Here is a 19295-nt window from a genome sequence, read left to right on the forward strand (position 1 = left end):
GGGGGGGGGGGGGGGGGCCCGGGGGCGTCGGGGGGGGGGGGGTGTGGGGGGGGCTGGGTGGGGGGCGGGGTTTGGGGGGGGGGGCCGGGGGTGGGGGCGCGGGGGGCCGCGCTCCGCCCGTTATTTTGCGCCCCGAATTTGGCAGAAATTCGATTGCCGTTCAACGTCCATGATTCAACAGGGAATCGGTCCGGGCCGAAAAGGGAAACGGAACGGCACAGGGATGAACACATGGAAGGGGCGGGCGCCCCGCACAAGGCGCCCGCCCCTTCCCTTTCGGTGTTCCGGAGCCGCTACCGGGTCGGTGAGGGTCGACCGACCGGGGGCAAGCCCCCAGTCCCCGGCGCCGGCTCCGGTGACTCAGCGGGAGTCGCTGCCCTTCGACTCGGCCGCCGCCCGGCCGGCCTCGAGGCGCGCCACCGGGATACGGAACGGCGAGCAGGACACGTAGTCCAGACCCACCTCGTGGAAGAAGTGCACCGACTCCGGGTCGCCGCCGTGCTCGCCGCAGACGCCCAGCTTGAGGTCGGGGCGGGTGGCCCGGCCGGCCTCGACAGCGCTGCGCACGAGCGAGCCGACGCCGTCCTTGTCGATGGTCTCGAAGGGGGAGACCCCGAAGATGCCCTTCTCCAGGTACGCGGTGAAGAAGCTCGCCTCGACGTCGTCGCGGGAGAAGCCCCACACGGTCTGGGTGAGGTCGTTCGTACCGAACGAGAAGAACTGGGCGGCCTCGGCGATCTGACCGGCGGTCAGCGCGGCGCGCGGCAGCTCGATCATCGTGCCGATGGTCAGCCTGAGGTCGGTGCCGGTCGCGGCCTGTACCTCGGCGATGACCCGGTCGGCCTCCTCGCGGACGATCTCCAGCTCCTGGACGGTGCCCACCAGCGGGATCATGATCTCCGGACGCGGGTCGCCCTTGGCGTTCTTGCGCTCGGCCGCGGCCTCGGCGATCGCCCGTACCTGCATGGCGAACAGACCGGGGATGACCAGACCGAGGCGTACACCGCGCAGGCCCAGCATCGGGTTCTGCTCGTGGAGCTTGTGTACGGCCTGGAGGAGGCGGAGGTCGTTCTCGTTGGCGTCCTTGCGGGCCTCGGCGAGGGCGACACGTACCGACAGCTCGGTGATGTCGGGCAGGAACTCGTGCAGCGGCGGGTCGAGCAGCCGGACGGTGACGGGCAGCCCGTCCATCGCCTCGAACAGCTCGATGAAGTCCTTCTTCTGCAGCGGCAGCAGGGCGCCCAGCGCACGCTCGCGCTCGTCGTCGGTGTCCGCGAGGATCAGCTTCTCGACCATCTCGCGCCGCTCACCGAGGAACATGTGCTCGGTGCGGCACAGGCCGATGCCCTGCGCGCCGAACCGCCGTGCGCGCAGCGCGTCCTCGGCGTTGTCGGCGTTGGCCCGTACGCGAAGGCGGCGTACTCGGTCCGCGTACGCCATGATCCGGTGCACGGCGGCGACCAGCTCGTCGGCGTCGTCGGCGCCCGCGTGCATCCGGCCCTCGAAGTACTCGACGACCGGGGACGGCACGACCGGCACCTCACCGAGGTACACCTTGCCGGTGGAGCCGTCGATGGAGACGACGTCACCCTCCTCGATGACGGTCTCACCGACCGTCAGCCGGCGCCGCTTGGTGTCGACCTCGAGGTCCTCGGCACCGCAGACACAGGTCTTGCCCATGCCGCGGGCGACGACGGCGGCGTGCGAGGTCTTGCCGCCGCGCGAGGTCAGGATGCCCTCGGCGGCGATCATGCCGTCGAGGTCGTCGGGGTTGGTCTCACGGCGGATGAGGATGACCTTCTCGCCGGAACGCGACCACTTGACCGCGGTGTACGAGTCGAAGACGGCCTTGCCGACGGCCGCGCCCGGGGATGCGGCGATACCGCGGCCGAGCAGCTCGGTCTTCGCCTGGTCGTCGAAGCGGGGGAACATCAGCTGCGCGAGCTGCGCGCCGTTGACGCGCTGGAGCGCCTCGGCCTCGTCGATGAGGCCCTGGTCGACCAGCTGGGTGGCGATACGGAAGGCCGCGCCCGCGGTCCGCTTGCCGACGCGGGTCTGGAGCATCCACAGCTGGCCGCGCTCAATGGTGAACTCGATGTCGCACAGGTCCTTGTAGTGCGTCTCGAGGGTCTCCATGATCTGCATCAACTGGTCGTACGACTTCTTGTCGATGTTCTCCAGATCGGCGAGCGGCACCGTGTTGCGGATGCCGGCGACGACGTCCTCGCCCTGCGCGTTCTGGAGGTAGTCGCCGTAGACGCCCTGGTGGCCGCTGGCGGGGTCGCGGGTGAAGGCGACGCCGGTGCCGGAGTCGGGGCCGAGGTTGCCGAAGACCATGGAGCAGATGTTGACGGCCGTGCCGAGGTCGCCGGGGATGCGCTCCTGGCGGCGGTAGAGCTTGGCGCGGTCGGTGTTCCAGGACTCGAAGACGGAGCGGATCGCGAGATCCATCTGCTCACGCGGGTCCTGCGGGAAGTCGCGGCCCGCGTCGCGGGAGACGATCTTCTTGAACTGCTTGACCAGCTTCTTCAGATCACCGGCGTCGAGGTCGGTGTCGACGGTGACCTTCTTGGCGTGCTTGGCCTCCTCGAGCGCCTCCTCGAAGAGTTCGCCGTCGACGCCCAGCACCGTCTTGCCGAACATCTGGATCAGGCGGCGGTACGAGTCCCAGGCGAAGCGCTCGTCGCCCGACTGCTGCGCGAGCCCGGCCACCGACACGTCGGAGAGGCCGATGTTGAGGACGGTGTCCATCATGCCGGGCATCGAGAACTTCGCGCCCGAACGTACGGATACCAGGAGGGGGTTGTCGGCCTGGCCGAGCTTCTTGCCCATCGACTGCTCGAGGGCGTCGAGGTGGGCACTCACCTCGTCGCGCAGCGCGGCGGGCTCGGTGCCGCTGTCGAGGTAGACCTTGCACGCCTCGGTGGTGATCGTGAAGCCCGGAGGGACGGGCAGCCCGAGGTTGGTCATCTCGGCGAGGTTCGCACCTTTGCCGCCGAGCAGGTCCTTGAGGTCCCTGTTGCCCTCGGTGAAGTCGTAGACGAACTTCTGATCTTTGTTTTCCGACACGGGTCTCGACTCCTCGAGGACTCGGTGGCTGCCCTGACGGCGAGGAACATACCCAGATCGAAGGCGTCTGGGTACGTCCACTTGGCGGTCATACGGCCGTAACCACTCGTCCGCCACCAGATCGAAAGTAACTGATGGGTAGTCCGGTCGGGAGCCTGCGTTCAAGACCTGAACACATCAGCACGTACAGCGATGAGAATCACGCCTTCGGTTACACATCGCGATGAATCGATAGATCAACTGAATACCGACAGGGTGGCACTTAGTGCCACCCCTCCGAGAGATGCAGTCGCCGTCAATTCGCTCATCTGAGCGCCACCCCTATCAAGGGTGGCGAGAATCACGCGGCCGACGAGCCTCCGGTCCCATCATCCGGACCCGCGTAACACGCCGCAACACAGCGGCTCAGCACCTCGAGATCCACGTCCTCCAGGCTCTCGGCGAAGACCCGGCCCGCCGACGCGGGCACGGGCAGCAACGACGGCACCACCAGCACCGCACACCCCGCGGCCTCCGCGGAGTTGCTGCCGTCCGGCGAGTCCTCCACCGCCACACATGCCCTGGGCAGGGCCCCGAACCGGTCCGCGGCCGCCCGGTAGGGATCCGGATGCGGCTTCGTCCGTACCGTGTCGTCGGCCGACAGCGTGAAGGAGAACCGCACATCGGCCAGCGCTCCACCGACCACCGAATCGACGACGACCCGCGGCGAGGCGCTCACCAGGGCGAACGGAACCTGCCGCTGCTCCAGTTCGGCCAGCAGCCGCCGTACGCCGGGACGCAGCGGGGCGCCCGCCTCGACCCGCTGGAAGAACCCTTCGGTCAGCGCCTGTGTCACCGCCGAAGCAGTGGAGGTGGCACTGCGGGCCACCTCTGTGATCCGTATCAGATGAGCGGCAGTGTCCTCGACGGCCCGGCCGACCACCTCCGGCGCGTCCGCGTCGGACAGCCGGTGGCCGAGCGAGGCGGCGACCTCCTCGGTCGCCTCCCACCACAGCACCTCGGTGTCGACGAGCGTGCCGTCCATGTCGAAGAGGACGGCCGCGGGCGCGGTCATGGCCACGCTCACCGCGCCGGTACGACGAGGACGGGCCGCTGCGCCAGTCCGACCGCCGCCCGCCCGCCGGGCACCAGCGCGCCCGCGTCCCGCGATGCCAGATCGGCCTTGACCGAGCTGCCGTCCGGCAGGTCCAGCAGCACGCGAGTGACCGAGCCGAGGAAGGAGGCGGAGACGACCGTGGCCCCGCCGTCCGGGTCGGCGGTGACGGTGACGTTCTCGGGGCGTACGAGCACCTCGACCTCGGAAGTCTCCGGCGCGTCGCCGTCCACGGGCAGTCTGCTGCCCGCCACTTCGACCAGGCCGTCGTCCGCCATCCGGCCCGGCAGCCGGTTCATGGTCCCGACGAACTCGGCGACGAACGGCGTCGCGGGCCGCTCGTACAGCTCCGCGGGCGCCGCGCACTGCTCCAGCTTCCCGGCGTTGAGGACGGCGACCCGGTCCGCCATGGACAGGGCCTCCTCCTGGTCGTGCGTGACGAAGATCGTGGTGATCCCGAGGGAGAGCTGCAGCCGTCGGATCTCCTCGCGCAGGCTGAGCCGCACCTTGGCGTCGAGCGCGGACAGCGGCTCGTCCAGCAGCAGCACGCGCGGCTCAAGGGCCAGCGCCCTGGCCAGAGCGACGCGCTGCTGCTGGCCACCGGACATCTGGTGGGGGTAGCGGTCGCCGTGTTCGGGCAGGCCGACCAGGGCCAGGAGTTCGGCCGCGCGGGCGTTGCGCTTGGCGGCCGGCATCTTGCGGACCCGCAGCCCGAAGGCGACATTGTCGCGGGCGCTGAGGTTGGGGAAGAGGCTGTACGACTGGAAGACCATGCCCGCGTCCCGGCGGTTGGCCGGCACCCGGGTGATGTCCTCGCCGTCGACCAGCACCTCGCCCGCGTCCGGCTCCTCGAAGCCCGCGACGACGCGCAGGGCGGTGGTCTTGCCGCAGCCCGAGGGGCCGAGCAGGGCGATCAGCTCACCCGGCTCGACGGTCAGGTCGAGCCCGTCGAGGGCGACGGTGGAGCCGAAGGCCCGGCGCAGACCGCGGAATTCGACCCGGGCGCCGGCCTCGGCGGACGCCTCGGTCCGCTGCGCGACGGCGGTTGCTGTGCTTGCAGACATGGGTTACTGGTCCTTGCTGGAGGAGGGCGCGGCGGCCACGGTGGCGGCGCTCTTCGCGGGCCGGGTGCCGTTCCCCGCGCGGGAGAGGAGCAGCAGCAGCGCCCAGGTGATCAGAAGACTGAGGACGGACACGGCCACCGACATCCGTGCCTGCGCACCGGAGACCGTGACGATCCACACCGCGAAGGGCTGGTAGCCGAGCAGCGCGGCGATGGTGAACTCGCCGAGCACCAGCGCCAGGGTGAGGAAGGCGGCCCCGGCGAGCGCGGTGCGCAGATTGGGCAGGATGACCCGGAGGATGACGTACGCCCAGCTCGCACCGCAGTTGCGGGCGGCCTCCACCAGCGTCGGTACGTCGATGGCGCGCAGTCCCGCGTCGAGGGAGCGGTACACGAACGGCAGCGCCAGCACCGTGTACGCGAGGACGAGCACAAGCGGGAAGTTCTCGTCCTGGACCGCCATGAAGGTCTGGTAGAGCGGTGTACGGGACAGATGTTCCGGTCCCCAGCGCAGCACCGTGGTGATCCCGGTGACCAGCGCGATCGGCGGCACCACCAGCGGCAGCATGCACACGACTTCGACGACCGGCCGCAGTCGTGGCGCCCCCAGCCGCACCGCGACCAGCGCGGGCACGGCCAGCAGCAGCACGAGCGCGATGGTCGCGGCGGCGAGGCCGAGCGAGAGCAGCAGGCTGTCGGTGAATCCCTCCGCGCCGAGAATCCCGGTGTACGCCTCGAAGGAGACGCCTCGGCCCGGAGTGTGCACCGTGAAGACGACCGACGCGAGGAGCGGAACGAGGAAGTAGAGCCCGGCCAGGCCCAGGACGAGCCCGCGCCAGACGCGCGGCCGGCGGCGCTGCCTGCGGATCCCGGCCTTCTCGGGTGCGGGACGGGTCTCGGCCGGCGCGGCCTGGGCGGTGGGTGTCAGCGCAGCCATCGGGCACTCCGTCGCTGGAGGGGCAGATAGACCGCCATGACCAGGCCGGCGATCACGATCATGTCGAGGCTCAGGGCGAGCGCCACATTCTCCTGGCCGACCAGCACATTGCCGGACAGCGCGTCCGCGATCTTCAAGGTGACCAGCGGTACGGAGCCGCCGACCAGAGCCGCGGCGGTGGCATGCGCGGCGAACGCGCTGCCGAAGAGCAGGACGAAGCCGCCCAGCAGGGACGGCGCGAGGACCGGCAGCCCGACCAGCCGCCAGAACTGCCATCCGGTCGCCCCGGTGTTCTGCGCGGCCTCCCGCCACTGGGGACGCAGTCCGTCCAGCGCCGGGATGATCACAAGCACCATGAGCGGCGTCAGAAAGTAGAGATAGACGACGGCGAGCCCCGTGAAGGAGTAGAGGTTCCAGCCGAGACTCTCGAGGTCCGCGAGCCGGGTGACCACGCCGGAGATGCCTGCGGTCGCGATGAACGCGAAGGCGAGCGGCACACCGCCGAAGTTGGCGAGGACGCCGGAGGCCGTGAGGGCAGCGCTGCGCAGCCAGGTGCGCCGGGAGGTCACGACGGCCTGCGCGATCAGCACGCCGGCGACCGACCCGATCACCGCGGTGAGCGCGGAGAGCTGGACGCTGCCGAGGAGGGAGCCGAGGTAGGGCCCCTGCAGCGAGCGCTGCAGATGCTCGCCGGTCATCCGGGTGGCGCCGGTCGCCGGGTCGGTGCCCGTGACCGCTCCGTACAGCAGCGCGGCGACCGGGAGACCGAAGCACAGGCCCGTGAAGACGAGCAGCGGGAGCGTGGCGAGCCAGGTGCGGGGGCCGCGCCGCCGGCGGCGGGTTCCGCCGGCGGGCCCGGTGCGGGACGGGAAGGGTACGGGCATCAGGAGAGGGCCTTGTCCCAGTTCTCGGCGAGGGCGGCCTTGGCCTTGTCGAGCTCCGCGGAGGACGGGAAGGACGGGGTGCCCTGGACCTTGGGGAGCTTGGCGACGGAGCCCTTGTCGGCGCTGCCGTCCGCGGTCATGGCCGGCAGCAGTACCGGCCGGGCGTACCCCTTCAGCCAGAGGTTCTGGCCCTCGGCGCTGTAGAGGAACTCCATCCACAGGCGGGCGGCCGCCGGGTTGGGAGCCTGCTTGTTGATCGCCTGCGAGTAGAACTGGGCGTAGACGCCGTCGCTCGGTACGGAGACCTTCCAGTCGACGCCCTTGCCGCGGAACTGGTCGGCGTAACCGGCGTTGAGGTAGTCCCAGTCGATGCTGATGGGCGTCTCGCCCTTCTCCACCGTGGCCGGGGTGGACTCGACGGGGATGAAGTTGCCGCTCTTCTTCAGCTTGGCGAAGAAGTCGATGCCCGGCTGGATGTCGGCGAAGGAGCCCTTGTTGGCGAGGGCTGCCGCGTAGACGCCGCCGAAGGCGGAGCCGGACTTGGTCGGGTTGCCGTTCAGCGCGACCTTGCCCTTGTACTCGGGCTTGAGCAGGTCCGCGAAGGTCTGCGGGCAGGTCTTGATCCGCTTGGCGTCGCAGCCGATGGAGACATAGCCGCCGTAGTCGTTGTACCAGCGGGCTTCGGTGTCCTTCTGGCCTGCGGGGATCTTGTCGAAGGCCTCGACCTTGTACGGGGCGAACAGGCCCTCGGCGGCGCCGCTGCGGGCGAAGGCGATGCCCAGGTCGAGGACGTCGGGGGCGCGCTTCTGGCCCTTGCGGGCCTTGACGGCGGCGATCTCGTCGGCGCTGGCGGCGTCCGGGTTCTCGCTGTTGACCTTGATCTTGTACTTGGCCTCGAAGGCCTTGATCAGCTCGCCGTAGTTCGCCCAGTCCGCCGGGAGGGCGATGACATTCAGCTTGCCCTCCTTCTCGGCGGCTGCGACGAGCGCCTTCATTCCGCCGATCTCGGCGGCCGAGGTGCTGGCGTTCGCCTTCACCGCGGCACCGGCGGCAGCGCCGTCGGGCGCGGCACCGCAGGCGGTGAGGGCGGTGAGCGCGGCAGCGCCGAGCAGGGCGGTAGCGCCGAGACGGGAAGGTCTGAACACGGTCTCTCCCAGAGACGAAGTGAAGGACACTGATGGACACTGCAAGCACTTGTCTGAACAAGCTGGGTTCAGTTCGCCCGGAGGAGCTGTCCGGATCATGAACGGCACATGGCCGTGGTGGATCGTCCACCGGAAGAGCCGACGCCGTTTTTTTGCCGGTGGGAGCGGGTCCAGGGGACGGAAGACAGTTACGCTCCGGCGCGGTTAGGGTGGGCCGGGTAGCGGAACACAGCGCAACCAACTGCGCACAGTTCGAGGCACGGAGGGCGTTCGCGTGGGTACGGCGCGTTATGTGGAGATCGCGGAGGCGGTACGGCGGTCGATCCTCGGCGGCGAGTACCCGGTCGGGGCGCAAATCCCCTCGGAGAGCGACCTCGCGGCCCGCTGGTCCGCGTCACGGGGGACGGTCCGGCAGGCCGTCGCCGTACTGGCCTCAGAGGGCCTGATCGGCTCCCGGCAGGGTGCGCGCAGAATCGTGCTGCGCCACGAACGCCGCCACAGCTTCGCGGAGTTGAACAGCTTCGCGCAGTGGGCCGAGGGCATGGGCTACGAGATCTCCAGCCGCATCCTGACCCGCACCCGCCGCCCCGCGACCCCCGCCGAGGCCTCCCGGCTCTCCGTCCCCGCCGGTTCGGCGGTCCTGTACGTCCTGCGGCTGCGGCTGCTCGACGGCGAACCGGCCATGCTGGAGCGCACCGCCTACGCGGAGTGGGTGGCACCCGCGGTGGAGGAGCTGCCCGAGGACTGTGTGTCCATCATGAACAGCATCGCCGGACAGCACGGCATCGTGGCCCACTACGGCGAGCACCTCATCGACGCGGTCGCGGCGGGCAGCGTGGACGCGCGGTTGCTACGGGTCCGCCGGGGCAGCCCGCTGCTGCGGCAGCGCCATTTGACGTGCACGGCGACGGGCCGGCCCATCGAGTGGACGGACGACCGGTATGTGGCGGGGAGTGTGACGTTCAGCGTGAGCAACTCGGCGGACACGGCCCCGCTGTCGCGGCATGCGGGCGACCTTTCCAGCCCGTCCGGCGATTGAGGACCGGGGTCCGGGGCTGAGGACCGGGGTCCGGCACGGAGCCCCGGTCAGCCGCCCGACGTGTCCAGTTCCGCATCCGCGCTGACGCCCGCGCAGTCGTACGGGTCCTTCAGCCAGCCGTCCGGCAGAACCACCCGGTTGTTCCCCGACGTGCGCCCCCGCGGCCCGTCCGCACCGACCGGCCACGGCTGGTCCAGGTCCAGCTCCGCCAGATGAGCGTCCATCTCCGCCAGCGACGACGTGATCGCCAGCTTCTTCCGCAGCTCCGAGCCGACCGAGAAGCCCTTGAGGTACCACGCCACATGCTTACGGAAATCGATCACGCCACGCGCCTCGTCGCCGATCCACTCCCCCAGCAGCTCGGCGTGCCGCCGCATGACGACCGTGACCTCCTTGAGCGTCGGCGCCGCGCTGCCTGCATCAAGGGCTCCGCCCGGGGTGCCCTTACCCTCGAAGGCCGCCACCAGATCGCTGAACAGCCACGGCCGCCCCAGGCACCCACGGCCCACGACCACGCCGTCGCAGCCCGTCTCCCGCACCATCCGCAGCGCGTCGTCCGCCGACCAGATGTCGCCGTTGCCGAGCACCGGGATCTCCGGGACATGCTCCTTCAGCCGGGCGATCGCGTCCCAGTCCGCCGTACCGCCGTAGTGCTGCGCCGCCGTACGCCCGTGCAGCGCGATCGCCGTCACGCCCTCCTCGACCGCGATCCGGCCCGCGTCGAGATAGGTGATGTGGTCGTCGTCGATGCCTTTGCGCATCTTCATCGTGACCGGCAGGTCGCCCGCGTTCGACACGGCCTCGTTGAGGATCGCGCGCAGCAGCGGCCGCTTGTACGGAAGAGCGGAGCCGCCGCCCTTGCGTGTCACCTTCGGGACCGGGCAGCCGAAGTTCAGGTCGATGTGGTCGGCGAGGTTCTCGTCCGCGATCATGCGGACCGCCTTGCCGACGGTCACCGGATCCACCCCGTACAGCTGAATGGACCGCGGCGTCTCACTCGCGTCGAAATGGATGAGCTGCATGGTCTTCTCATTGCGCTCGACCAGCGCCCGCGTCGTGATCATCTCGCTGACGAAAAGCCCCTTGCCGCCGGAGAACTCGCGGCACAGCGTGCGGAACGGCGCATTGGTGATGCCGGCCATCGGCGCGAGCACCACCGGGGGCTGTACGGCGTGCGGGCCTATCTTGAGCGTCGAGGAGGACGGGGCGAGCGTGGTCATTCGCCCATTGTCGCTCACGACGGGAGTCCTTAGTCAGCCGTACTATCCGCTTATGCCCGAGCTCACACACCGACGGCGGCTGCTCGTGCTGGCGATCTGCGCTATGAGCCTGCTGATCGTCAGCCTCGACAACACGATCCTCAATGTCGCGCTGCCCTCGATTCAGAAGGAGTTCCACGCCTCCGTCGCCGGGATGCAGTGGACGATCGACGCCTACACCCTCGTCCTCGCCTCCCTGCTGATGCTCTCCGGCTCCACCGCCGACCGGATCGGCCGGCGCAAGGTCTTCCAGACCGGTCTTGTCCTCTTCACCGTCGGCTCGCTGCTGTGCTCGCTCGCACCCAACCTCGAGTCGCTCATCGCGTTCCGCATGGTGCAGGCCGTCGGCGGCTCGATGCTCAACCCGGTCGCGATGTCGATCATCACCAACACCTTCACCGACCCGCGCGAACGTGCCCGCGCCATCGGCGTCTGGGGCGGCGTCGTCGGCATCTCCATGGCCGCGGGGCCCCTCGTCGGCGGAATCCTGGTGGACTCGGTCGGCTGGCGCTCGATCTTCTGGGTCAATCTGCCGGTCGGACTCGCCGCCATCCTGCTGACCTGGCGCTACGTACCGGAGTCCCGCGCGCCGAAACCACGCCGCCCCGACCCCGTGGGCCAGCTCCTGGTCATCGCACTCCTCGGCTCAGTGACGTACGCGATCATCGAGGCGCCGTCAGCCGGCCGGCACTCGCCGGTGATCATTGCCCTCAGCACGGTCGCGGCCCTCGCGCTGACCGGACTGCTGCTGTACGAACCGAGGCGCACCGAGCCCCTGATCGATCTGCGTTTCTTCCGCAGCGCCCCGTTCAGCGGGGCCACGGTCATCGCGGTGTGCGCGTTCGCCTCGCTCGGCGGCTTCCTCTTCATCAACACGCTGTATCTGCAGGACGTCCGCGGCCTGTCCGCCCTGGACGCCGGCCTCTATATGCTGCCGATGGCCGCCATGACGTTCATCTGCGCACCGCTGTCGGGAAGGCTGGTCGGCAGCCGCGGTCCGCGCCTCCCGCTGATGATCGCGGGCATCGCGATGGCCGCGAGCGGAGTGCTGTTCGCCGCCTTCGAGGCCGAGACCTCCGACGCGCTGCTCTTCCTCGGCTTTTTCCTCTTCGGTCTCGGCTTCGGCATGGTGAACGTGCCGATCACCAACACCGCCGTCTCCGGCATGCCCCGCTCCCAGGCCGGTGTCGCGGCCGCTGTCGCCTCCACCAGCCGGCAGATCGGGCAGACCCTCGGCGTCGCCGTCATCGGCGCCGTACTGGCGGCCGGGGTCGCCTCCTCCACCTCGTACGCGGACGGCTTCGTCGCCGCGAGCCGGCCCGCCTGGTGGATCATCACCGGCTGCGGGCTGTGCATCCTCGTGGTGGGGGCGCTGACCAGCGGCGGCTGGGCGCAGGAGACGGCGCGGCGCACGGCCGAGCGGCTGGAGGCTCCGGACGAGAGCCAGGTGCTGTCCACAGCGAACGCATAGCTCTCTCCGAGCCTGGCCACAGGCGTCATGGGGCGTGGCTCACCCTTCGCCGGACTCGGTGGTCCGGCGGCGTTCGTTCCGCAAGGATTCGACGGATGAGCCCGAGTCGAACGTGCGAGGTGTGCGGGACCGAGCTGCCCGACCGCGGCCGGCGAAACGGGAGCGGGCCGGCACCGGGCGGCCGGCCTGCCCGTTACTGCTCCGACGCATGCAGACAGCGCGCCTTTCGCCGGCGCTCGGCACGGGACGCTCAGGACCAGGAACACGGCCGGAGCGCGGGCCGGGACCAGGACCGTACGCAGTCGGAGGGCCGCGAGCTGCCACGGGCACTGGACTCCTTCATCGGCCGAAGGCGGGAACTGTCGCGGCTGCGCACCCTGTTGAAGTCCTCGCGGCTGCTGACCCTCACCGGCCCGGGCGGAGTCGGCAAGACCCGTCTCGCGATGGAGTTCGCCACCGGCCTGCGCGGCGGCGCCGACAGCAAGGCCCTGCTGGTCGAACTCGACTCGCTCCACGACGGCGACCGGCTGCCGCAGGCCGTGGCCGCCGCGCTGGGCGTCGGCGAGCGCGGCGGCCGGACAGGTGTCGCGCTGCTCGCCCATGAGCTCGGCGACCGCCCGACGCTGCTCATCCTGGACAACTGCGAGCACCTCGCCGAGCCGTGCGCACAGCTGGCCGCGGCCCTGCTCGGCCGGTGCCCCCGGCTGCGGATTCTCGCCACCAGCCGGGAAGTGCTGCGCGTGCCCGGCGAAGTCGTGTTCCGGGTCGGTGAACTGTCCCTGTCGCCGGCCGGCGAGGACGACGACCCGGCAGCCGTACTGCAGGCGGATGCCGTCCGGCTGTTCGTGGAGCGCGCCGGCAGCTGCGCACCCGGATTCGAGCTGCACACCGGGAACGCCCGTACCGTGGCCGAGATCTGCCGCCGCCTTGACGGAATGCCGCTGGCGATCGAGCTGGCGGCACGCCGTACGGGAGTCCTCCCGCTGAGCGACATCCTGGCCGGCCTCGACGACCAGCTCACCCTCCTCACGGACGGCAGCAGGATCGGGCCCGGACGCCACCGCGAACTGGCGGCCGCGGTCGACTGGAGCCATCGATTACTGGATCCGGAGGAACAGACCCTCTTTCGCCGTCTCTCCGTCCTCGTCGGCGGATTCGACGCCGTGGGTGCGGCGGCGGTCTGCGCCGACGGCGAGATGCAGCCGCGGCACGTCCTGCGGGTGCTGTGCGCGCTGGAGGCCAAGTCCTTGATCGTACGGCTGCCGGGCCCGGAGGCCGAAGTCACCGCGCGATTCAGGCAGTTGAACGCCATCCGCGCCTACGCCCTGGACCGCCTCGCCGACTCCGGTGAGCTGCCCGACACCTGGCAACGGGCCGTCGACTGGCTGACCGGGCTGATGGAGCCGGCCGCGGATCAGGTCTTCGTCGACCAGGCGGGCGGCCCCCTGAGCAAGGAGCGGGAGAACCTCGCGGCGGCTGTCGCCCACACCAACGGCCTCGGCGGCGCACCGCACGTACCGCTGACGCTGGCACTGGCGAGGGTGCGCTTCCAGCAGGAGCAGCTGACAGCTGCCCGCGCGCTGCTGGCGGACGTACTGGAGCACGGCTGCGACCCGCAGGACTCGCGGGACTCCCAGGAATCGCAGGACTCGCGGGAGTCACGGGAGTCACGGGAGTCACCGCAGTCACGGGGCCGGCAGGACTCCCGGCACGTCGGTGCGGCCCTGGCGCTCGCCGCACGCGCGGCCTGCCAGCAGGTGGACGAGGCGGCCGCGCTGCGCTTCGCCGAGCAGGCGGTCGCCGTCGAGCGGCGCAGAGACGACCCCGCCGGACTCGCCAACGCCCTGGACGCCCGCGCTGCCGCCCTGCTGTGCCGCGGCGAGTTCGCGCAGGCCGTCGACGACTTCGCGGAATGTCTGGCCATCGTCGCCACACTCGGCCGCCCCCGCGACACGGCATGGTGCCGCCACCATCTGGCCTGGGCGCTGCTGCACATCGGCAAGGCGGCCGAGGGCGACGAACTGATGGCGTCCTGCCTGCCGCAGCTGCGCGGACAGTCCCCCTGGAGCCAGTCGGCGGCCGCCCTGCACACCGCCGGCGCGATCCGGCTCGCCCTGGGCGATGTCGCCGCGGCCCAGGACCTGTTCGCCGAGGGCCTGCGCACGGTGCCCGGCGAGAGCTTCCACGCGCTGTATCCGCTGGAGGGGCTTGCCGTCGTGGCGGCCGAACGGGGCCGGACGAAGCGGTCGCTGCGGCTGTTCGCGGCCGCTGCGCTGGCGCGCAGGCGGCTGGACACCGAGCCGGAGGCCGAGTGGCGACGGCAGGTCGAGTCGGCGACGGCCCGCGCGGCGGCGGCGCTGCCCGCTGCGGGGCGGGACGCTGCGGTGGCCCAGGGACGCGGGATGGGCTGGGAGCGGCTGATCGCGTACGCCCTGCACGGGACCGACGAAGGAGCGATGCCGGCCGTCCGCAGGGAGGACGGGCAGTCCCCGCTCACGGGGCGGGAGATGACGGTGGCCGCACTGGTCGCCGAAGGACTGACCAACCGCGAGGTCGCCGCCCGTCTGGATCTGTCGGCGAGCACCGTCTCGACCCACCTCGACAACGTGCGGGACAAGCTGGGCATGCGCTCCCGTACGCAGATCGCGCTGTGGGTGGCCGGAAAGGAACAGCGCCCCGGCGCTGTTCCCGAGCGCGATCCGCGCCGCGGCGAGGTTTCGTAACGCCGCCAAGCCGCCGGTCATCCGATCGATCCGCGCGGCCGCCGTAGCGACCAAGCTGACGCGGAACAGGGCATTCCAAGGACCCGACGGCGTGGAGCTGCTACCCGACGGTCTTCCCCCCACGGAATGCCCTGCCCGGCGAGTAAATCCGGCAAGGAGACGCGATGCGGCACGACCACGATCCGGACGGCGAACACACGAGCTCGAGGAGGGCGTTCATCAAAACGAGTTCGGTGGGAATGACCGCAGCCCTCGTGGCGACGAGCGGGGCCGGCGCCGCCCTGGCGGCACCGGCGAGCACGGTGCAGAAGGCGCGCGCGGCGGGACGCCCGTTGGCCGTCACGCCTGCCTGCGACGGTCACGAGACCCCGGCGGCGACGGAGGGCCCGCTCTTCAAGCCGCAGTCCCCCGAGCGGACGGACTTCATCACCCCCGCGATCCGCGGAGTGCTGCTCGATCTGAGCGGCATCGTCCACGACACCGCCTGCAAGCCCCTGCCCGGGGCGCTCATCGAGTTCTGGCAGTGCGACCAGAACGGCGACTACGACACCGCCGGCTTCTCGCTGCGCGGACACCAGTACACCGACAGCAGGGGCGCGTTCCGGCTGCGCACGATCATCCCCCGCGACTACTGGGGCCGATGGGGCCAGCGGGCGCCGCATATCCACACCCAGGTCCAGGCGCCCGGCGGACCCGTGCTGGTCACGCAGCTGTACTTCCCCGACGACACCCAGGCGTACGGCCGGGACTTCGCCGCGCTCAACGCCGCGGACCGGCTCCTCAACCGGGCCTGCACGATCACGCTCGCGGGCCCGAAGGACAGCCGCTACACCGGCGCCTTCGACTTCGTCATCCAGACCACGGCCAAGTAGCCGACCGCCGATCACTCAAGGATTTCCGTGATGCATACGAGCACGTCATCCCGGCACCGGAAAGTCAGTCGGTCGCCCCTGGTGGCGGCGCTGGCCGCAGGCGCCGTCGCGGTCGGGGGCCTGATCGCCGCCGGCACGGTCTGGGCCGGCCCCGCCCCCGCCGCCAAGGACGTGGCGGCCGCACCGGCGCGCGTCGCCGGACAGTGGCAGTCGACCGCGGTCCCGGTGGCCAAGGGCGACCTCACCGCCGTGGCCGCGCTCAGCGACAAGCAGGCCTGGTCCGTCGGCTACCGGCTGAAGAGTGCCACCGAGCTGGAGGCCCTGGCCCTGCACTGGGACGGCACATCCTGGACGCAGCAGTCGACGCTGCCGAAGGACACCTTTCCGCAGGCGCTCGCCGTACGGTCGGCCAGTGACATCTGGGCGGTCGGCGCGACGGCGGCCCACTGGGACGGCACCTCCTGGACCACGCGCAACCTCGACCGCGACCCCGCGGGCCGGTTGACACCCGACGCGGTGGTGACGACGTCCGACGGGAAGGCGTGGACGGCCGGCCGCGCGGTGCCGCAGGGCATCAAGAACGGGGTGCCCGCCATCCAGGCATGGGACGGCACGGCCTGGCGCCGGCAGACCCTGCCCGACGTCGGCAAGGGCGAACTGACCAGCCTCACCGCCGTCGCACCGGACGACATCTGGGCGGCGGGCACGTCCTTCGCCACCGACAGCACCGCGGAGACGGCCCTGCTGCTGCACTGGGACGGCACCTCCTGGACGCGGGTCGCCGCGCCCGCGGCAGCCAAGGACGAGCACCGCTGGCTCAGCGGCATCACCGCACTGGGTGCCGACGACATATGGGCGGTGGGCGGTTCGACGTCCAAGGGAGGCGACCTCCCCTACGCGGTGCACTGGGACGGCAAGAAGTGGACCGACGTCAAGACACCCGCGATCGCCGACGGCCGGCTTCGGGCCGTCGGTAGGGCCGGGGACGGCGCGCTGTGGGCGGTCGGCGGCAAGGGTGCTGTCTCCGTCGCCCTGCGCTTCGACGCGCAGGAGCGCCGTTGGGAGCAGGCAGCCGACCCCGGTGTGGTGGTGCGAGGGTTCACCACTGTGCCGAGCAGCGCAGATCTGTGGACAGTGGGCATCGCCAAACAGGGCGACCTGGTTCCGGCGGTGACCCGCTTCACGGGCTGACCGGCACACCGAACCCGGGCCCGGACCACGCACCACGGTCCGGGCCCGGGCCATGCCCCATGCTCAGACCGCGGCGAGCGCCAACGCCTGGAGCTTCTCCAGGCGTTGGCGCGATTCGTCGTCGAGAGGTGTGTAACTGACCAGTCGGGGCCCGGCCGTCGGGCCCAGCCAGAGATTGTTGTGCTCCAGGTGCAGCAGGCCCACATGGGCGTTGCGGATCAGCTTGGTCCTGCCGCCCTGGCTGACCACCTCATGGCGCGCCCACACCTCACGGAACTCCGGCGAGGACGTCTCAAGACGCCCCAGCAGCGCCTTCCACGCGGGCTCGGCGAGATGCTCGGCCATCGACGCCCGGAACTTCGCGGCGAGCACCCGGGTGGCGTCCGCGAGATCGGAGACCGCCGCCCGCCAGTCGTCGTTGGTGAAGGCCAGGATCATGCAGTTGCGGTCCTCCCGGGGCAGGGAGTCGAGGTCGCAGAACAGCCGTCCGTAGGTGCGGTTGTACGCCAGGATGTCGTAACGGCTGTTCATGACGCAGGCGGGAAGCGGCTCGAGCTGCTCGAGCAGCTGCCGCAGGGCCGGCGTGACGGTCGGGCAGGGCGTGCCGGGCGCCGGATCGGTGGCGCCGGCCAGGGCGAAGAGATGGCTGCGCTCGCTCTGGTCGAGAAGCAGCGCGCGGGCGATGGCGTCGAGGACCTGCGGGGAGACCTGGATGTCCCTGGCCTGCTCCAGCCAGGTGTACCAGGTGACACCCACGGCGGAGAGATGCGCGACCTCCTCGCGGCGCAGACCGGGAGTCCGCCGGCGACGGCCGCGCGGCAGCCCGACCTGCTCGGGCGTGATCCGCTCGCGACGGCTGCGCAGAAAGCCCGCGAGCTCATGCCTACGTACGTCGGTCTCCTGCACCATCATCGCCATGCTCCCCAGGGTGCCGAATCGCTCAGACCATTGCCAGGTAGTGCTTGTACCAGGATAAAGACACTCTGGTACCAGGCTCCACGGAGGACGATCGTCGATGACGTGAGTGAGACCAGTGTCCTTTCCTCGAATGTCCTTTCCTCGAATCCCGTCCGCGCCGCCGAAGCCGCCGGGCCACGGCTCGGCCCGCTCGGGCTGTTCACCGTGCTGCTCGGCGCGGCACTTCCGCTGATCGACTTCTTCATCGTCAATGTCGCCCTGCCGACCATCGAACACGACCTGGCCGCGGGCACGGCGCTGCTGGAGCTGGTGGTCGCCGGGTACGCGCTCTCGTACGCCGTACTGCTCGTCCTCGGCGGACGGCTCGGGGACATGTACGGCCGCCGCCGGCTCTTTCTGATCGGCATGGCCGCCTTCGGACTGACGTCCCTGGCGTGCGGCCTCGCGCCGGACGCCTGGACGCTGGTCGGGGCGCGGGTCGCCCAGGGCGCCGCGGCCGCGCTGATGGTGCCGCAGGTACTGGCCACGATCCAGGCAGCGACGGCCGGCCCGCGCAGGGCCAGGGCGATGAGCCTGTACGGGGCCACGGCCGGACTTTCGATGGTCGCCGGGCAGATCCTGGGCGGCGTCCTGGTCGCGGCCGACATTGCGGGCACCGGCTGGCGGGCGATCTTCCTGGTGAATGTGCCGGTGGCGCTGATCGGCCTGGTACTGGCGGCCCGCTCGGTCCCGAAGACACGCTCGGCCAATCCCGCGCCAGTGGACGTACCCGGCACGCTGCTGCTGACCGTGGCCCTGCTGACGCTGCTGGCGCCGCTGACGGAGGGACGGGCCGCGGGCTGGCCGCTGTGGACATGGGTCGCGCTGGCGGTGTTCCCGGTCGCGGCGGTGGCCTTCTACCGGGTGGAGCGGCGAGCGGACCGGCAGGGGCGTACACCGCTGGTGCCGCCGAGCCTGTTCGCGCTGCTCTCGCTGCGGCGCGGGCTTGCGCTGGTACTGCCGTTCTCCATCGGCTTCGGCGGCTTCATGTTCGTGGTCGCGGTGGCGCTGCAGCAGGGCCTCGGGATGGGGGCCGTGGCCGCCGGGATGGCGCTGGTGCCGATGGCGCTGGCCTTCTTCGGGGCGTCGCTGGCAGGACCGCGACTGGTGGTGCGGTACGGCACCCGGATCGTGCCGGCGGGCGGAGCGCTCCAGGCCGTGGGCGTCGCGGTACTGGCCCTGACCGTCTGGCGCGGCTGGCCGGATCTGGATTTCGTGGAACTGATGCCGGGCGTCGCGCTCGCCGGCTTCGGCCAGGGGCTCCAACTGCCGGTGATCTTCCGGATCGTGCTCTCCGAGATACCGCCGGAGCGGGCCGGGGTGGGCAGCGGTGTGATGGTGACGACCCAGCAGTCCGCACTGGCGCTGGGCGTGGCCACGCTGGGCTCGCTCTTCCTCTCGCTGGTCACGTCTGCGGGGATGCGTCAGGCGCTGACGGTCACGCTGCTGGTACAGCTGGGGATGATCGTGCTGACGACGCTGCTGAGCCTGCGCCTGCCGCGCACGGTGAACTGACCCCGGTGAACCGACCCGGTGAACCGGGCTGCTCCGGACATGGCCGTGGGCCCGGACCGCACCTCGCGGTCCGGGCC

The 19295-nt window shown here is 70.8% G+C and carries 14 protein-coding genes; 6 read left to right on the top strand and 8 right to left on the bottom strand.

Features of this window, described 5'->3' with window-relative positions; all coding sequences use genetic code 11:
- Nucleotides 1-360 precede the first annotated feature (360 nt).
- The 6 genes from ppdK to ACFWDI_RS39550 all read right to left on the bottom strand — a co-directional run bounded on the left by ppdK (nt 361) and on the right by ACFWDI_RS39550 (nt 8191).
- Nucleotides 361-3069, bottom strand: coding sequence for a pyruvate, phosphate dikinase (gene ppdK, locus ACFWDI_RS39525; protein ID WP_385311767.1), 2709 nt, complete (start codon nt 3067-3069; stop codon nt 361-363).
- 340 nt (nt 3070-3409) lie between these two features.
- Nucleotides 3410-4123, bottom strand: coding sequence for an HAD family hydrolase (locus tag ACFWDI_RS39530; RefSeq protein WP_385311769.1), 714 nt, complete (start codon nt 4121-4123; stop codon nt 3410-3412).
- Nucleotides 4124-4131: 8 nt separating this feature from the next.
- Entirely contained in the window at nt 4132-5226 is a 1095-nt protein-coding gene (locus ACFWDI_RS39535) for an ABC transporter ATP-binding protein (RefSeq protein WP_385311771.1), read from the bottom strand.
- Nucleotides 5227-5229: 3 nt separating this feature from the next.
- Nucleotides 5230-6162 carry an ABC transporter permease gene (locus ACFWDI_RS39540; protein ID WP_385311773.1) on the bottom strand — a complete coding sequence of 311 codons (933 nt, stop codon included), beginning with the start codon at nt 6160-6162 and terminating at the stop codon, nt 5230-5232.
- Entirely contained in the window at nt 6150-7046 is an 897-nt protein-coding gene (locus ACFWDI_RS39545) for an ABC transporter permease (protein ID WP_385311775.1), read from the bottom strand. The genes ACFWDI_RS39540 and ACFWDI_RS39545 overlap by 13 nt, the downstream gene beginning before the upstream one ends.
- Nucleotides 7046-8191, bottom strand: a complete 1146-nt coding sequence (locus ACFWDI_RS39550; protein WP_385311777.1) for an ABC transporter substrate-binding protein — start codon at nt 8189-8191, stop codon at nt 7046-7048. Before ACFWDI_RS39550 ends, ACFWDI_RS39545 begins: the two co-directional genes overlap by 1 nt.
- A gap of 274 nt (nt 8192-8465) precedes the next feature.
- On the opposite strand from ACFWDI_RS39550, the gene ACFWDI_RS39555 reads away from it, so the two are divergent.
- Nucleotides 8466-9230, top strand: a complete 765-nt coding sequence (locus tag ACFWDI_RS39555; RefSeq protein ID WP_385311779.1) for a GntR family transcriptional regulator — start codon at nt 8466-8468, stop codon at nt 9228-9230.
- Nucleotides 9231-9277: 47 nt separating this feature from the next.
- On the opposite strand, the gene dusB is transcribed toward ACFWDI_RS39555, so the two are convergent.
- Nucleotides 9278-10450 (bottom strand): tRNA dihydrouridine synthase DusB, encoded by a 1173-nt coding sequence (gene dusB / locus ACFWDI_RS39560; RefSeq protein ID WP_385311781.1) that lies wholly within the window; start codon nt 10448-10450, stop codon nt 9278-9280.
- 52 nt (nt 10451-10502) lie between these two features.
- Between dusB and ACFWDI_RS39565 the strand changes: the two genes are divergently transcribed.
- From ACFWDI_RS39565 to ACFWDI_RS39580, 4 genes are all read left to right on the top strand, one after another.
- Nucleotides 10503-11960 carry an MFS transporter gene (locus tag ACFWDI_RS39565; RefSeq protein WP_385311783.1) on the top strand — a complete coding sequence of 486 codons (1458 nt, stop codon included), beginning with the start codon at nt 10503-10505 and terminating at the stop codon, nt 11958-11960.
- Nucleotides 11961-12055: 95 nt separating this feature from the next.
- On the top strand, nt 12056-14683 hold the full coding sequence (locus ACFWDI_RS39570) for an ATP-binding protein (RefSeq protein ID WP_385311785.1): 2628 nt from the start codon (nt 12056-12058) through the stop codon (nt 14681-14683).
- Nucleotides 14684-14922: 239 nt separating this feature from the next.
- On the top strand, nt 14923-15555 hold the full coding sequence (locus ACFWDI_RS39575; RefSeq protein ID WP_385311787.1) for a dioxygenase: 633 nt from the start codon (nt 14923-14925) through the stop codon (nt 15553-15555).
- A gap of 30 nt (nt 15556-15585) precedes the next feature.
- Nucleotides 15586-16746 carry a hypothetical protein gene (locus ACFWDI_RS39580; RefSeq protein WP_385311789.1) on the top strand — a complete coding sequence of 387 codons (1161 nt, stop codon included), beginning with the start codon at nt 15586-15588 and terminating at the stop codon, nt 16744-16746.
- A gap of 63 nt (nt 16747-16809) precedes the next feature.
- On the opposite strand, the gene ACFWDI_RS39585 is transcribed toward ACFWDI_RS39580, so the two are convergent.
- Entirely contained in the window at nt 16810-17664 is an 855-nt protein-coding gene (locus ACFWDI_RS39585; protein ID WP_385311791.1) for a helix-turn-helix transcriptional regulator, read from the bottom strand.
- Between the two features lie 102 nt (nt 17665-17766).
- Between ACFWDI_RS39585 and ACFWDI_RS39590 the strand changes: the two genes are divergently transcribed.
- Nucleotides 17767-19218: an MFS transporter gene (locus ACFWDI_RS39590; protein WP_385311794.1), complete on the top strand. Its 1452-nt coding sequence runs from the start codon at nt 17767-17769 to the stop codon at nt 19216-19218.
- Nucleotides 19219-19295: the final 77 nt, after the last annotated feature.

Origin of the sequence: Streptomyces sp. NPDC060064, assembly GCF_042736455.1 — a bacterium.
Taxonomy (GTDB): domain Bacteria; phylum Actinomycetota; class Actinomycetes; order Streptomycetales; family Streptomycetaceae; genus Streptomyces.

Excerpts from the sequence above, each read along its gene's own strand:
- ACFWDI_RS39530 (WP_385311769.1), bottom strand. The coding sequence starts at position 4,123 with ATGACCGCGCCCGCGGCCGTCCTCTTCGACATGGACGGCACGCTCGTC.
- ACFWDI_RS39535 (WP_385311771.1), bottom strand. The coding sequence starts at position 5,226 with ATGTCTGCAAGCACAGCAACCGCCGTCGCGCAGCGGACCGAGGCGTCC.
- ACFWDI_RS39540 (WP_385311773.1), bottom strand. The coding sequence starts at position 6,162 with ATGGCTGCGCTGACACCCACCGCCCAGGCCGCGCCGGCCGAGACCCGT.
- ACFWDI_RS39545 (WP_385311775.1), bottom strand. The coding sequence starts at position 7,046 with ATGCCCGTACCCTTCCCGTCCCGCACCGGGCCCGCCGGCGGAACCCGC.
- dusB (WP_385311781.1), bottom strand. The coding sequence starts at position 10,450 with ATGACCACGCTCGCCCCGTCCTCCTCGACGCTCAAGATAGGCCCGCAC.
- ACFWDI_RS39565 (WP_385311783.1), top strand. The coding sequence starts at position 10,503 with ATGCCCGAGCTCACACACCGACGGCGGCTGCTCGTGCTGGCGATCTGC.
- ACFWDI_RS39570 (WP_385311785.1), top strand. The coding sequence starts at position 12,056 with ATGAGCCCGAGTCGAACGTGCGAGGTGTGCGGGACCGAGCTGCCCGAC.
- ACFWDI_RS39575 (WP_385311787.1), top strand. The coding sequence starts at position 14,923 with ATGACCGCAGCCCTCGTGGCGACGAGCGGGGCCGGCGCCGCCCTGGCG.
- ACFWDI_RS39580 (WP_385311789.1), top strand. The coding sequence starts at position 15,586 with ATGCATACGAGCACGTCATCCCGGCACCGGAAAGTCAGTCGGTCGCCC.
- ACFWDI_RS39585 (WP_385311791.1), bottom strand. The coding sequence starts at position 17,664 with ATGGCGATGATGGTGCAGGAGACCGACGTACGTAGGCATGAGCTCGCG.